Annotated in this window: 14 protein-coding genes and 1 pseudogene; all 15 read right to left on the minus strand. The window is 39.3% G+C overall.

Going from position 1 to position 14,786, the window contains the following annotated elements; all coding sequences use genetic code 11:
• Positions 1 to 587, minus strand: a pseudogene (locus CJ239_RS08675) (XRE family transcriptional regulator); the annotation flags it as partial.
• Positions 588 to 715: 128 nt separating this feature from the next.
• Positions 716 to 1,636 (minus strand): XRE family transcriptional regulator, encoded by a 921-nt coding sequence (locus CJ239_RS08680; protein ID WP_102211269.1) that lies wholly within the window; start codon positions 1,634 to 1,636, stop codon positions 716 to 718.
• 124 nt (positions 1,637 to 1,760) lie between these two features.
• On the minus strand, positions 1,761 to 4,412 hold the full coding sequence (adhE, locus tag CJ239_RS08685) for a bifunctional acetaldehyde-CoA/alcohol dehydrogenase (RefSeq protein ID WP_102211270.1): 2,652 nt from the start codon (positions 4,410 to 4,412) through the stop codon (positions 1,761 to 1,763).
• 271 nt (positions 4,413 to 4,683) lie between these two features.
• Entirely contained in the window at positions 4,684 to 5,094 is a 411-nt protein-coding gene (locus CJ239_RS08690; RefSeq protein ID WP_102211271.1) for an MORN repeat-containing protein, read from the minus strand.
• Entirely contained in the window at positions 5,081 to 5,524 is a 444-nt protein-coding gene (locus CJ239_RS08695; protein WP_102211272.1) for a low molecular weight protein-tyrosine-phosphatase, read from the minus strand. The genes CJ239_RS08690 and CJ239_RS08695 overlap by 14 nt, the downstream gene beginning before the upstream one ends.
• A 46-nt stretch (positions 5,525 to 5,570) precedes the next feature.
• Positions 5,571 to 5,870, minus strand: a complete 300-nt coding sequence (gene yajC, locus CJ239_RS08700; RefSeq protein WP_102211273.1) for a preprotein translocase subunit YajC — start codon at positions 5,868 to 5,870, stop codon at positions 5,571 to 5,573.
• Between the two features lie 116 nt (positions 5,871 to 5,986).
• Entirely contained in the window at positions 5,987 to 7,963 is a 1,977-nt protein-coding gene (tkt, locus tag CJ239_RS08705; RefSeq protein ID WP_102211274.1) for a transketolase, read from the minus strand.
• 116 nt (positions 7,964 to 8,079) lie between these two features.
• The gene (locus CJ239_RS08710; RefSeq protein WP_102211275.1) at positions 8,080 to 8,703 is read right to left on the minus strand and encodes a ribonuclease P; all 624 of its coding nucleotides are present in this window, start codon (positions 8,701 to 8,703) and stop codon (positions 8,080 to 8,082) included.
• 50 nt (positions 8,704 to 8,753) lie between these two features.
• Complete coding sequence (gene jag / locus CJ239_RS08715) at positions 8,754 to 9,743, minus strand: RNA-binding cell elongation regulator Jag/EloR (protein WP_102211276.1); 990 nt, start codon at positions 9,741 to 9,743, stop codon at positions 8,754 to 8,756.
• A 17-nt stretch (positions 9,744 to 9,760) separates the two neighbouring features.
• Complete coding sequence (locus CJ239_RS08720) at positions 9,761 to 10,585, minus strand: membrane protein insertase YidC (protein ID WP_219716987.1); 825 nt, start codon at positions 10,583 to 10,585, stop codon at positions 9,761 to 9,763.
• Positions 10,560 to 10,931, minus strand: coding sequence for a ribonuclease P protein component (rnpA, locus tag CJ239_RS08725; protein WP_000739243.1), 372 nt, complete (start codon positions 10,929 to 10,931; stop codon positions 10,560 to 10,562). Before rnpA ends, CJ239_RS08720 begins: the two co-directional genes overlap by 26 nt.
• Before the next feature lie 324 nt (positions 10,932 to 11,255).
• A complete protein-coding gene (locus CJ239_RS08730) occupies positions 11,256 to 11,654 on the minus strand; it encodes a hypothetical protein (RefSeq protein ID WP_102211278.1) in 399 nt (132 codons plus the stop codon).
• Positions 11,655 to 11,806: 152 nt separating this feature from the next.
• Complete coding sequence (locus tag CJ239_RS08735; protein WP_308409724.1) at positions 11,807 to 12,226, minus strand: hypothetical protein; 420 nt, start codon at positions 12,224 to 12,226, stop codon at positions 11,807 to 11,809.
• A 341-nt stretch (positions 12,227 to 12,567) separates the two neighbouring features.
• Positions 12,568 to 13,758: an acetate kinase gene (locus CJ239_RS08740; protein ID WP_042900232.1), complete on the minus strand. Its 1,191-nt coding sequence runs from the start codon at positions 13,756 to 13,758 to the stop codon at positions 12,568 to 12,570.
• A gap of 49 nt (positions 13,759 to 13,807) precedes the next feature.
• The gene (locus CJ239_RS08745) at positions 13,808 to 14,761 is read right to left on the minus strand and encodes a class I SAM-dependent methyltransferase (RefSeq protein WP_102211279.1); all 954 of its coding nucleotides are present in this window, start codon (positions 14,759 to 14,761) and stop codon (positions 13,808 to 13,810) included.
• Between the last annotated feature and the right edge of the window lie 25 nt (positions 14,762 to 14,786).

Below are 14,786 nucleotides of genomic sequence, written 5' to 3' on the forward strand. Positions count from 1 at the left end.
TTGTCATGAAAATAAAGAATAGTTTCATGCTCAGACTTTTTTATCTCACCCTCGTTTAAACCATCCATTAACTGACAAAGAAAATACAGTCTCAATTTCAACAATTCCTCAGCCTTATATACATCTCTGGATAGTAAGTCTTGAAGACTGTCCTCAATCACACCACTTCCGTATAAAGAATTACTAGTCGCTCTCACTGCATCTATTGCCTGAAGGCAGTCCACTATCATCTTCTCATCACGGGGCAGGTCATCATAAAAACACTCAAAAATCTCATCAAAATATTCTTCCTTTTGTTCTTGCAACTCCTTGTCTCCATAGTCAGGGTGATGTAAAAGAAAGTACTTTAATTCTTGGTAGCGTTTAGGCAGTTCCTTATAATCTGGCATCAAGACGTAGGATGGAATTTCTAATCTATCTGCAATATATTCTAGTGTTTTTATCGTCGGGCGAAATTCTCCTTTTTCTATCCGCACCAGCTGACGGACTGATAATTCGGACTCATCCCCGCAAAAAACTGGACGACTAAGTCCTTTCTCCTCTCTTAAAAGTCGCACTTTATCCCCTAACTCATTTATCTTGTTCACTTGCCCCTCGCATGATTATAAAAGATTTGATTTCCAAACAAATATATGAGATTATTATACCATTTTTCAAATAGAATTACAAAAAAAGAGACATTCCCTATAACAGAAATATCACTCCTATAAAGCATTTAACAATACCTTTCTAAGTCTTCGCTCCATTCCTTATCTAAACTAACGATTAACTTCTCATTGCCAAACATCCTCGCCATCATTTTTGCTTCTTCATACTTTTGTTTGGCTGTTTCATAATCCGTCTGAATATAATATTTCCACTCCACCATCAAGACAATCGGTTGTTTTTGAAAATCTCGTGTTTTTTGCCCTATTTTATTTAAGGTCTCGGCTGCCCTCTTAAAATAATGAAACAGCCCCATAATTTCTATACAAGCTAAAGAAGCTAACAAGGAATCTCTAAGCAAGTCCAAACAATCGAACTCTATCTTATCAACCTGAGAACTTAGTTTGTCATGAAAACAAAGAATGGTTTCATACTCAGATTCTTTTATCTCACCCATATTTAAACCATCCATTAACTGACAGTTGAAATACAGTCTCAGTTTCAACAAGTCCTCGGCTTTATATACATCTCTGAATAGTAAGTCTTGAAGACCGTCCTCAATCACACCACTTCCGTATAAGGAATTACTAGTCACTCTCACTTCATCTATTGCTTGAAGACAATCCACTAGCACTTTCTCATCACGTGGCAAATCATCATAAAAACATTCAAAAATCTCATCAAAATATTCTTCCTTCTGCTCCTGCAACTCCTTGTCTCCATAATCAGGATGATGTAAAAGAAAGTACTTTAATTCTTGGTAACGCTTCGGTAATTCCTTATAATCTGGCATCAAGACGTAGGACGGAATTTCTAATCGTTCTGCAATATATTCTAGTGTTTTTATTGTCGGGCGAAACTCTCCTTTTTCTATCCGCACCAGCTGACGGACTGATAATTCAGACTCATCCCCGCAAAAAACTGGACGACTAAGTCCTTTCTCCTCTCTTAAAAGTCGCACTTTATCCCCTAAGTCATTTATCTTGTTCATTTGCTCCTCGCATGATTATAAAAGATTTGATTTTCAAACAAATATATGCGATGATTATACCATTTTTCAAATAGAATTACAAAAAAAGAGACAGGATTTCTCCTGCCTCTAGGCTGATAAACAATTATTTGCGGCGTCCTGGACGTTCTGCATAGCCATAGTAAGCATCTGCCATAATTTCTTCCATGTCAGCTACCATTGGCAAGCGTGGGTTAGCAGGTGAACATTGATCTTCATAAGCAAGCAAGGCAATTTCATGCAAGCTGTCTTTCCAAGCTTTTTCATCAATTCCTTGATCCTTGAAGTTCATCTTGATACCTACTGCAACACCAAGTTCGTAAACAGCTTTAGCGTATGCTTCAACTGCTTCTTCTGGAGTTGAGTGAGGCAAGCCAAGCATTTTCGCGATGTCTTGGAATTTCTCATCAGCTTTCCAGTAGTTGTATTTAGGCCATGTAGTAGTCTTAGATGGACGAGTTCCGTTGTAACGGATAACGTATGGAAGCAAGATAGCATTTGTACGTCCGTGAACAGTGTGGTGAACACCACCAATCTTGTGAGCCATTGAGTGGCTCATACCAAGGAAGGCATTGGCGAAGGCCATACCAGCCATTGTAGACGCATTGTGCATTTTCTCACGAGCTTCTGGGTCAGCTGTCTTAACAGATTTTTCCAACCATTCAAAGACAAGTTTGATTGTTTGAAGCGCAATACCGTCTGTATAGTCGTTAGCAAAGTTTGAAGTATAGGCTTCAGTCGCGTGTGTCAAGACGTCCATACCTGTATCAGCAGCGATAAAGTCTGGAACTGATTCAACCAAAGCAGGGTCAACAATGGCAATAGTCGGTGTCAATGAGTAGTCAGCCAATGGGTATTTGCGGTTGTTTTTCTTATCAGAGATAACGGCAAATGGTGTTACTTCTGAACCAGTACCTGAAGTTGTTGGGATACCGATGTACTTCGCTTTCTTACCAAGTGATGGGAAGCGAAAGGCGCGTTTACGGATATCCATGAATTTTTGAACCAAGTCACGGAAGTCAATTTCTGGTTGTTCGTAGAAGAGCCACATTACTTTGGCCGCGTCCATTGGAGAACCACCACCAAGAGCAATGATTGTGTCTGGTTCGAATGCTTTCATCACCTCAGCACCACGTTCTACAGTTGTGATGTCTGGATCTGGTTCAACATCTGAGAAGACTTGGATAGTTACACGGTTGCTACGTGCGTTCAATTGATCGATAACACGTTGAACGAAACCGAGTTTTTCGATAGATTTGTCTGTAACAATCAGAACGCGTTCAATATCTTCACATGTTTGAAGGTATTGGATAGAATTGCGTTCGAAGTAAATTTTTGAAGGAACTTTAAACCATTGCATATTATTTCTACGTTTCCCTACTTTCTTGATGTTTAGGAGGTTAATAGCGCTCACGTTATCACCAACAGAGTTACGTCCGTATGAACCACATCCAAGTGTCAATGATGGGATGAAGGCATTGTAAACGTCACCGATACCACCGAAAGTAGATGGAGAGTTCCAGATAATACGCATAGCTTTGATTTCTGTACCAAAGCGTTTAGCAAGCTCTTCGTCTTTTGTATGGATAGCTGCTGAGTGACCAAGTCCGTTAAACTCAACCATTTGACGAGCTTTTGTAAGACCATCTTCTGTATCTTCAGCTTTCAATACAGCGATTACTGGTGACAATTTTTCACGAGTCAGTGGCTCTTTTGGTCCTACTTCCTCACATTCTGCAGCCAAGATGTTTGTTCCTTCTGGAACGCTGAATCCCGCTTGTTCTGCAATCCATGTAGCTGGTTTACCAACAATATTTGCATTTAGTTTAGCACCAGCACAGTTTTTGCTGTTTGCTTTCACACCAAAACAGAATTCTTCAAGAAGTGCTTTTTCTTTTTTGTTTACAAAGTAAGTATGGTATGATTTGAATTCTTCTACAAATTCATCATACACTTCTTTATCAATGATAACCGCTTGCTCTGATGCACAGACCATACCATTATCAAATGATTTAGACATCACAATGTCATGGGCAGCTTGACGAAGGTCAGCTGATTTTTCTACATAAGCAGGAACGTTTCCGGCACCTACCCCAAGAGCTGGTTTCCCACATGAGTAAGCAGCTTTAACCATGGCATTACCACCAGTTGCAAGGATAGTCGCAACACCTTCGTGGTTCATAAGCGCTCCAGTTGCTTCCATAGATGGCTCTGTAATCCATTGAACACAGTTTTCAGGCGCTCCAGCTGCGATAGCGGCATCACGAACGATTTGTGCTGCGTGAGCTGATGATTCTTGAGCTGATGGGTGGAAGGCAAACACGATTGGATTACGTGTTTTCAAAGCAATCAGTGATTTGAAAATCGCTGTTGAAGTTGGGTTGGTTGTTGGAGTGACACCACAGATGACACCAACAGGTTCAGCAATCTTCGTCAAGCCTGTAATTGGATCATCTTCGATAACTCCAACTGTTTTAACTCCGCGCATGTTATTCACAACATGTTCACAGGCAAAAAGGTTTTTTGTCGCTTTGTCTTCAAATACACCACGACCAGTTTCTTCAACTGCGTGTTGTGCTAGGATACCGTGCGCATCAAGAGCTGCAACTGAAGCTTTCGCTACGATGTAGTCAACTTGTTCTTGGTTCAACTTGCGCATTTCATCAAGCGCAACCAAAGCTTTTTGTACTAGTCCGTCTACATGCTTTTCAGCAGCGAGTTGTTTTTGCTCAGGTGTTACAGTTTTTTTATCAGCCATATTTTCCTCCATAGCCTTTAAGGATTTTATCCTTTGTTAATTTTTTCACAAGTTTATTATAACTCTTTTTTTATGTTTTGTAAACAGTTTCATAAACATTTCACAAAGAATTTTTGCTATATTGTGAAATTACTCTCAAATACGTTATAATATCAGCTTTTAACTAGATGATTGTGAAATAACAACAAAAAAATTTTTATTTCACAAACCTAACAAACGAGAGGAAAGCGCTTTCTTGTTTCTTGTAAAAAAACCTCCATGTCAGGAGGTCTTATTTTTGTTGAAAGATACCTTGTTTGAATGTTCCTTCATAAACGACTTCTTGTTCTGTTGTTAGTTTTCCTTTTCCTTCAGCCTGACCATTTACAAAATCACCTTCGTAGGTCCATCCTTCTTTAGATTGAAAGGTACCTTTTCCGTTGAAGGCTCCATTGCTGAAACCACCAGTATACTGGTCTCCATTTTGGAAGGTGATGGTGCCTTGACCATTCATTTTACCACGAACAAGACTGCCGTCATAAACAATCGTTCCATTATCAAGCTTTAGAACACCTTTTCCGGGAATATTTAGAAAAAAGACGAGTAGAGCACAAAAAACAATGGCAACTACTGCTAAAAGCTCTAAACGTGGACGAGTTAGATAGACACGATACTTCTCGTAAAAATTCTTAAGATTTTCCATCTTTACTCTCCTTTTCTAAACGTTCTAACCAAGCTTGACAACCCTCTTGAACACGCCGATAAGTTTCTTCAAAATCTCCTGTATACCAAGGATCTGGAACACTTTCAGATGCAAATGAGTGTATCTTATCTTGACAGTCTACTGGACACATCTGACGTAAGTCAGAAACATTTGAAGCGTCCATTCCGATAACATAATCAAAGTCTTCAAAATCTTCCCTACTAATCTGAAGTGATGTCTTGTTCGTGTCATAAGGAATCTGATACTGTTGAAAAATCCCTTGAGTTCCCTTATGAATCGGATTACCATGTTCCCAAGAGGACGTCGCTCGACTTTGGATTTCATAGTTATCTGTCATTGATTTCATAACAAACTCAGCCATAGGACTGCGGCAAATATTTCCCAAACAGACAAAGACTAGTTTTTTCATCCCATTTCCTTTCTTTTATAGAAAAACGGGAGTTAGTGATCCCGCCTTATTTTTCAATTGCGCCTTCGAGTGAAGCTGTTTCTTTCAGCGGCAATACGGTCTTGATAGCAGCTAGTTCAAACGTCAAGTAAACTCCATCTACATCAAGAATAATTGTTCTCTTCTCAGTATCTACTTCATCGACTGTTCCGTAAAGTCCACCGATTGTAATCACTTCATAGCCTTTTTGTAGTTTATTCAAGCTTTCCATACGTTTTTGCGCTTGTTTCTTTTGAGAGCGTTGCGTAAAGAACATCAAGCCCACCATAAGGACTAGCATGATTAAAAATGTATAATTTGGATTCATTCTATTCTCCTTTGTCTTTTACATAGGACTACTATATCAAATTTCAGCTACTTTTACAAGATTGTACCTTGCTTTTCTAGTAAGAAAAACCAGAGCTTGCGCCCTGATTTTTAGGATTATTTCAAGTTTTGAACGACTTTTACAAGATTTTCAACAGTAAAGCCATATTCTGCCAATACTTTTGGTGCTGGGGCAGAGGCTCCAAAGGTATCAATACCAAGAACTGCACCATCTAGTCCAACATATTTGTACCAGTTTTGACTTGCACCCATTTCAACTGCGACACGACGACGAACTGCATTTGGAAGGATTTCTTCCTTGTAAGCTGCATCTTGTTTATCAAAGACATCTGTAGATGGCATGCTGACTACGCGGACTTTTTCGCCTTGACTAACCAATTCTTTAGCAGCTGAGACAGCTAGATTGACCTCTGAACCTGTCGCAATCAAGATGGTATCAAAATCTGCTGCATTTTCATAGACGACATAAGCACCTTTAGCAACCTTGTCGAAGTCTGTTCCCTCTTCAACAGTCAAGTTCTGACGTGTCAAGACAAGGGCAGTTGGCGTTTTCTTACTTGTCACTGCAAGGTACCAAGCTGCTTGAGTTTCACGCGCATCTGCTGGACGGAAAACATTTAGATTTGGCATAGCACGAAGACCTGCTAAGTGCTCAACTGGTTCGTGCGTTGGGCCATCTTCACCTACCGCAATAGAATCGTGGGTAAAGACATAAGTCACAGGAAGACCTTGCAAGGCTGACAAGCGGACAGCTGCCTTCACATAGTCAGAGAAGACGAAGAAAGTTCCACCGTATACACGAAGTCCACCGTGAAGGGCCATCCCGTTCAAGATAGTTCCCATGGCAAATTCACGAACACCAAACTGAATGTTACGGTTCAATCGATTGGCATCGTCTTGAAGTCCGTCAGTCTTGATATAAGTCATGTTTGAGTGAGCTAGGTCAGCTGATCCACCCAAGAAAGTTGGCAACTTAGCCGCCACAACATTCAAGGCATCTTGGCTTGAATTACGAGTTGCTTGAGAGAAGCCATTTTCTAAAGCTGGGAAGTCTGCTGGAGTCACTTCAACTGGATCACGTCCGTCGATAATGGCTTCTACTTCTGCAGCCAATTCTGGGTGAGCTTCTTTATAATCAGCAACTAGCTTTGTCCAAGTTTGATAAGCTGATGCACCACGGTCTGCAACATGTTCTTTGAAATCAGCATATACTTGTTCTGGGATTTCAAATGGTTCGTAGTCCCAACCAAGGGTTTGACGAGTTGCTGCAGTTTCATCTGCTCCAAGAGGGGCACCATGTACAGCATTAGTTCCTTGTTTGTTTGGAGAACCATATCCAATCACGGTCTTCACTTCAATCAAAGATGGTTTTCCTGAAGCTTTAGCTGCTTCGATAGCAGCATGGATTGCTTCCAAGTCTGTTCCATCTTCAACCAAGGCTGTATGCCAACCATAAGCATTGTAACGGTCACGAACACTTTCTGTGAAGGAATCTTTTGTCTCACCATCCAAGTTGATGTCATTTGAATCATAAAGAACAACCAACTTGTCTAGTTTTTGCAAGCCTGCGTATGAAGCTGCCTCGCTTGAGACACCTTCCATCAAGTCTCCGTCTCCACAAATAACGTATGTATAGTGATCAAAGATATTGTAGCCTTCACGGTTATATTTGGCTGCTAGGAAACGTTCTGCTTGGGCAAAACCAGTAGCAGTTGAAATCCCTTGCCCTAGAGGACCTGTCGTAGCGTCAACCCCTGCAGTATGCCCAAATTCTGGGTGACCAGGTGTTTTTGAACCCCATTGACGGAATCTCTTGATTTCATCCATGCTGACATCTTCAAAACCAGAAAGGTGAAGAAGAGCATAAAGAAGCATTGAACCATGACCAGCTGACAGAATAAAGCGGTCGCGGTTGATCCAGTTTGGTTGTGCTGGATTGATACGAAGTTGTTTTGTAAAGAGGCTATAAGCCATCGGAGCTGCTCCCATAACCACACCTGGGTGACCTGAGTTGGCTTTGTTGATAGCGTCAATACCTAGAAAACGAATTGCATTAACAGATAGATTTGACATAGAATTTCCTTTCTATTTGAGGTGATTGTTGAATCACACATTCTATTTTACTATTATATGAAAAAATACATAGAATAGCAATTAAACAATTCGACGCTAGATAAGTCTCCTGATTTCTACCCTCTGGTCGCCTGATAATAGGGAAGCAAGCGTTCATAAGCTTCTTCTAATTTTTCTAAAACCACTTCTAATGATTGATTTTCTATAAAAGAAACATCTGCTTTAACTAACACTTTACGGACTTTCTGACTTCTCACCTTCTCGCGTAAAGTAGAACGATTTTCTTCGTTCGCCTCCCACCGTTGACATTGACCATCTGAGTAGGCTAGATAATAAATTCCCTCTACCACTGGAACTTCTAACACCTTGGCTTGCTTGCCTAGAGTCTGCTCGTCCTTCTTGCGCTCGATAAAACTGACCTCTAAAGAAATACCAAAATCAGAAGACTCTCCATACAAACGTAAGGCCATCATAGGTTCTGTCACTTTCCCTTCACTCTGTAGATAAACCCAGAAGTGTGGTCGCAAACGCTGTGCCTGATTCATCCACTGACTAGTCTGTTGTAGTTGCCATTCTGGATGACTTGCTTGAAAGGTTTTAGCCAATTCTGTGAAAGCCTTTCGGGTTTCTTGACCTTTATGACGCAATTCCAGCATCTTCTCTCGCTCTACTCCCGCTTTATCGGGATTACGGTACTGAAAACCAGCAAAATCTAGATAGTCTCTTATCTTATTCAACATTAGTTTAATCTCCTCTAGCTAGCAAAAAATCAGGATAAACCTGATTTTATTTATTCTGTATCTACAACGACATAGCGATTTGGCTCGTCACCTTCAGAGTAACTAGTCACGCCATCCATACGTGAAATAATACGATGGATAATCTTGCGTTCGCTATTTGACATTGGATCCGTTTGATGGCTGCGACCTTCTTCTAAAACACGAGTCGCCAGTTTTTGCGCATAGGTCTGCAAAACTTCTGCACGGTGTTCAACGTAATCATTGACATTAATAGTGATATAGAAAGTTCTTGAATAGCGGTTATAAAGATAATTTTGAGCCAATAGTTGCAAGGCCTTCAGGACTTTGCCATGGTAACCGATAATACGCCCTGGTTCATTGGTGTCAATTTGTAGATTGATACTACGACGGTTATAATCATTTGAAATCGTCGCCTCAACGTCCATATCATCAATGATTGTTTGAACATATGTCGTTACTTCCGTAGCTACTTGTTCAATATCAAAGCTCGGTTCCACCTTTAAGCCCAAATCTTCTAATTCTTGACTTTCAGTTTCTTCAGCTTGACTATCAACAATAGGAGTTTCTGCTTCTTCTCCGAAACCAGCTTCTTCAAGCTGTAATTCACTTAAAATATCAATATGCCCTGTTTCCTCTAAGATGGTGCTAGCATGTTTATCATTTTTCAAGATTTCAGCCTTAACTTCATCAGAAACTCCTTGGCCTTCTTCTTCAATCTTTTTAATTGCTTCTACAACATGCCCCAAATCAACGGTCGCTTCACTGACTGTTTTAACTGGTTCATTTTGTTCATTAATTTCTTTAGGAACTCCCTTTACCGCCTGCTGATTTGCTTTAATGACAGTTGTTTCACTAATAGCTTCAATGTCAACCTGAGCTGGTTTTTTACCAAATAAACCAAGAAAGCCATTTTTTTCACGAGAAATGACTTTGATGTGAGCCTTCAATCTTGGGATATCTAATTCTTTCAATCCTTTCTGGATTGCTTCTTCGACAGTTGAACCTGTAAATACTACCATTACTAGATTCCTCCTTATTATTTCGTTTTCTGAGCCTTTTTCTTGGCTTTTCTTTTTCTATTTTCCAAATCTTTCTGTGCCTGTACTACGGCCTCGCGCTCTGCAATAATCTTGAATGGATTGTTCAAGAAATAGGTTTGCAAGACTTGATAGGCATTGGACACTGCCCAGTAGAGCGCTACTCCACTCGGAGCATAGACCCCAAAGACAAAGATTAAGACTGGAATCCCATACATCATCGCAGTCGTAGCGCCATTACGTTCAGACAAGGCTTTATTGGACAACCAAGTACTTAAAAAGGTGAATACTGCTGCTAAAATCGGAAGAACAAGGGTTGTATCCACACCACCAAGGTTAATCCATAAGAAATGACCTGTCTTTAAAAAGTCAACTCTTGATAGAGCTTGGAACAAAGCCAAAATAACCGGCATCTGAATCAAAATCGGCCAAAGAGAATCTGAATGTCTGACACCCATTTCTTTAAAGACTTTACGCATTTCCTGCTCTAGCTTGGTTCTGCTTTCCATATCTCTGCCTGGATATTTTTCTCGTAGCGCCTTAATGCGTGGTTGAGCTTCCTGTATTTTTCTAGAAGCCACTATTTGCACCTGAAAGACTGGCAAAAGCAGTGTACGAATCAAGACCGTAAAGAGAATAATCCCCACTCCGATACTGATATCAAATGATAAAAAGCGAATAATTTCCGCAAAGAAGTAAACAAATTTACTCCAAAAATCAGCCGAATTGGCTGTAATATCGCTAGTTGTCCCATTTGTTGCACAGGCTGTCATGATCAATAGAGACAGTCCTAGCAAACTAGTCAACTGTAGTTTCTTTTTCACTCCCATTTCCTTCCTGGTAAATCTTTGATAATTTTAATACGTGGAGTAGATTTTTCTCCATCTCTGCGTATTCCAAGGTTTCAACCCCTTTTCGAGCAATGACAACAAAGTCGACATCTTCTACCAGACTCCCTTTTGCATTCTGGATAATATGTCGGATTCGTCGCTTGATTTGATTTCTAGTGACGGCATTCCCCAGCTTTTTGCTAACTGATAGACCTACTCGAAAATGGTTTTTCTGGTTTTCTAGTTGGTAGACAACAAATTTGCGATTGGCAAAACTTGTCCCCTCCTTGAAAATCGCCTTAAAATCTTTCTCTCTTTTTACACGAAAGTTTTTCTTCAAAACTCAACTCCATCTATTAAATTACTACTATTATACCATATTTTTCAAAAAAGCCAATCATAGCAAGGTTTGGACAGTTCTACCAATATTCTCTTTTTTATTTTTTAATCCTTTTCGTCGTGCTTTTATTCTCTTTCTTATTGTCACAATGTCTACTGTTCCCGTAACAGTCTATACTTAAAACTTTAAAAATTTGAAGCCATTTCCCCTGTAAACACTAAAAACGACAAAGTGGTTAGAAATTTATTTTCCAACCACTTTATCACATTCATTAAAGACAGAACTATCATTTTAACATTCTTAATTACAAGTATTTAAGCATAACTAACCCCAAATAGCACATTTTCCAGCAGAGATTCCTAATTGTGCAACGATTCCTGCAACGTTGCTCTTCATGCCAAATTTAGCAAGTTTCATTGCTATATATGAAGCAGCTTTGCCCCACATTTGACCTTGAATATAACTGATAATGTCCCCTCTCATTAAATCAACAAGTTCCATACCTGGAATCATACCAATCAACTCATCACGCATACATGAAACAAAATCTCTATCTTGTAAAGATGCTTGCAAATTTTGAACCAAATTAGGCTCTGTATAAACACGTTCAATGCCCATTGCAATATACGGTGCTAAAGTGCCGTAGCGTTCTGTCAATAATTCTTTATTAACATAAAAAACGTCATTCTCATAACTCGTCGCTTCTGTAAATAAGAATTTCAAATCCTTCTCTACTTCGGCAACATCAATATACTCTACAGTTGTATTTGGAACCTTTGTTTCGTTAGCTTATGCAATCCCTATAAAACTCGGTACCATAATAAGCAAAGTCGTAGCAATAACAATACATTTTGTAATTATCTTTTTCATGTCATTCACTCTTTCTGAAAGAAATCGTGTTGTGCTAAATAGTCATAATGTTGTTTGTTAAATTGATACTGTCCTAAATGTTGACTGAGATTACCTACATCTACTGAAAAGATGTACTGTTCACTTTGATAGTGCCATTTAATTCTAACTGTGTTCAAGACGGTGTCACAACTAAAATCTTCAACTTGACTCCAGGGCATCTCAACGACTTGATTAAAACGATTTTCAATTACATCACTGATGTCCATCAAGTAAATCCCCTTAGGTGTGAATGCCATAATCTTTGGATTCACACTCGACTGAACATAGTAGGCTCCTCCTATAATGAAAAAATCAATAAAGGATTTCAGCCATGTTTTTTTCTTAAAAGCCATCAGAAAATTTCTTTGTCCCTCGATATGACAAGTTGTAAGAAATGATTCAATCTATTTTTCTGTTGCAAATTCCATAATAGCGCCCATGATGTTACCTCCATAACTATAAATCAAGAACGATACAACAGCTCTTATAACTTATTACAGTACTATTATAGCATAAATTGTAAGCGGATACAAGCAAAAATTGACATAATATAGAATATTAATCGATGACACCTGTCATTCTAAGCGAAAATTAGAAATAAGTTATCTTTTATCACTTTTAACTCTTCTTAAAATCATCCACCGCTATCTATGATTTCTACCTTTCAGAGCTAGTTAAGTTAAAAAAGAAGCTGGAAAAATCACTTTTCCAACTCCTTGTATTGAATATTTTTTCTAAGTTTTACTTATTTTTTCAAGCGTTCAACGTCACGGGCAATGACTAATTCTTCATCTGTTGGAATAACCAAGACACGGATTTTAGCTGCCTCTGTTGAAATGTCTCCTGTAACACCGAAGACATTCTTTTCATCATCAACATCACAACCAAACCAAGAAATTCCTGAGATAACATCCTTACGTACATCGGTTGCATTTTCACCTACACCAGCTGTGAAGATAATAGCATCTGCTCCATTTAGGACTGCAAGGTACTGCCCAATATGTTTTTGGATACGGTCAATATAGATTTCATATGCTAAGGTAGCATCATGGTCTCCTTCTTTTTTAGCAGCAATCACATCACGCATATCACTAGACTTGCCTGAAACTCCCATGAGTCCTGACTCACGATTGAGAATATGGCTAATAGCTTCTGGAGTATTAAAGTCCTCTGTATATTGCATTAAATAAGGAATGATAGCTGGGTCAATATCCCCTGTACGAGTTCCCATCATCACACCGCCAAGTGGAGTGAAGCCCATTGAAGTATCGACAGATTGACCACCCTTAACAGCTGTAATAGAAGCACCATTACCGATATGGCAAGTAATTAACTTCAAGTCTTCTAATGGACGTCCCAAGAGTTTTGCAGCTTCTCCTGCTACAAACTGGTGGCTTGTACCATGAGCACCGTATTTACGAACCTTGTTCTCTGTGTAATATTTTGTTGGTAGAGGGTAGCGGTAAGCTTTCTCTGGCATACTTGTGTGGAATGAAGTATCAAAAACAACTACACTGGTAATGTCTGGCAACAATTCCTTAAAGGCACGAACACCTGCTGCATTGGCTGGATTGTGGAGAGGAGCCAACAAACTCAACTCTTCAATTTTTTCTAAAACATCACCCTCAACAACTGTTGATTCTTTGAAATATTCTCCACCTGCAACAACACGGTGTCCAACACCAGTAATCTCATCATAAGCCTTGATAATATCGAAACGAATCAAGTCATCCAATAAGATTTTAACGGCTTGTGTGTGATTTTCGATGTCTAAAATTTGTTGTTCAGAACGGCCGTCAAATTTTACAGTTGAAATTGAATCTTTCAAACCGATACGTTCAATCAAACCTTTGGCTAACACTTTTTCCTCTGGCATTAAGTATAATTGCCATTTCAAACTTGAACTTCCTGCATTGATTGCAATTGTTTTTGTCATAACAAGACTCCTCTTTTAAGCGTTTTCATCTATTATAACAAAATCTATTTTATATTTCAGTACCTTGAGTCCATTTTTGAAAATTTTCTTTAAATTTCATCAAAACACTTGCATCTTGCAAGCTAGCAAGTGAATAAATAAAAGGCTCCACTGCTATTTCACTTTTCTTCTGTAGGATAAAAATAGTCTTAGATTGTTTGGCATTAGCAAAGAGATTTTCAGGTAAACTAATCATAGCAACCAGACTTGTTTCTTCTTTCAACCAGCCTTTCAACAAGTCACTTTGAGGACTGGTCAACAAATCACTCGGAGCGAGAAAAATAGCATATCCATCTGAATTGAGGTACTTAAGCCCTTGTTCCATGAGCAAGTGATGGGCGTAAGTATGTCCTTGACTAGAAGCAACTTGATGACGCGCTGCAACGGCATCATCAGGATAATAGCCGACAGGCAAGTCGCTGATGACCACATCGCTTTCTTTGAGCATTTGTGGACGAACGGCATCTCCTTGGACAAAGCCAGCCTGTAAACCAATTACATCTGCCATGCTAGCTGCCAAATCAATCAGCAAATCATCTACTTCCATTCCCAAGTAATCCACTTTTTTAGAAAGCGAGATCAAGAAAGTAGCGCCCAGAATTCCCATCCCAGAACCCATTTCGAGGATAGTAATTTCCTCCTCTTTAAACAACTCTTCCACAATAAACACCAAAAGTAAAGCAATAGCATCTGGTGTAAACTGATGATTGGCCTGCAAGGGTTCTGTTTGCCCACCCTTCATCAAGAGAAACTGGTAGGTCTTGAGCCATTCTTCTTTGCGAAGCACTAAGCGTTTAAGGGCCTGATTGTTCTCCTTGATCTGCTCTAGCTCAGTTTCACCATCCAGATAGATGCTGTTTTGCTCCACCAAGGCGTCATAAAAGTTAGTCGCCAAATCATTTTGGATGACTTGGACATTCTCTAGTAAATAGGTATAAGCTTGTTCAATTTTTTCAAAATCCATATTCCTATCTTATCAAATTTCCCTT

It is taken from the genome of Streptococcus sp. UMB0029 (assembly GCF_002871495.1).
GTDB lineage: Bacteria > Bacillota > Bacilli > Lactobacillales > Streptococcaceae > Streptococcus.

What these genes read in the sequence shown, in the direction of transcription:
- CJ239_RS08680 (WP_102211269.1), bottom strand. Translation starts at nt 1,636, where the DNA reads ATGAACAAGATAAATGACTTAGGGGATAAAGTGCGACTTTTAAGAGAG.
- adhE (WP_102211270.1), bottom strand. Translation starts at nt 4,412, where the DNA reads ATGGCTGATAAAAAAACTGTAACACCTGAGCAAAAACAACTCGCTGCT.
- CJ239_RS08690 (WP_102211271.1), bottom strand. Translation starts at nt 5,094, where the DNA reads ATGGAAAATCTTAAGAATTTTTACGAGAAGTATCGTGTCTATCTAACT.
- CJ239_RS08695 (WP_102211272.1), bottom strand. Translation starts at nt 5,524, where the DNA reads ATGAAAAAACTAGTCTTTGTCTGTTTGGGAAATATTTGCCGCAGTCCT.
- yajC (WP_102211273.1), bottom strand. Translation starts at nt 5,870, where the DNA reads ATGAATCCAAATTATACATTTTTAATCATGCTAGTCCTTATGGTGGGC.
- tkt (WP_102211274.1), bottom strand. Translation starts at nt 7,963, where the DNA reads ATGTCAAATCTATCTGTTAATGCAATTCGTTTTCTAGGTATTGACGCT.
- CJ239_RS08710 (WP_102211275.1), bottom strand. Translation starts at nt 8,703, where the DNA reads ATGTTGAATAAGATAAGAGACTATCTAGATTTTGCTGGTTTTCAGTAC.
- jag (WP_102211276.1), bottom strand. Translation starts at nt 9,743, where the DNA reads ATGGTAGTATTTACAGGTTCAACTGTCGAAGAAGCAATCCAGAAAGGA.
- CJ239_RS08740 (WP_042900232.1), bottom strand. Translation starts at nt 13,758, where the DNA reads ATGACAAAAACAATTGCAATCAATGCAGGAAGTTCAAGTTTGAAATGG.
- CJ239_RS08745 (WP_102211279.1), bottom strand. Translation starts at nt 14,761, where the DNA reads ATGGATTTTGAAAAAATTGAACAAGCTTATACCTATTTACTAGAGAAT.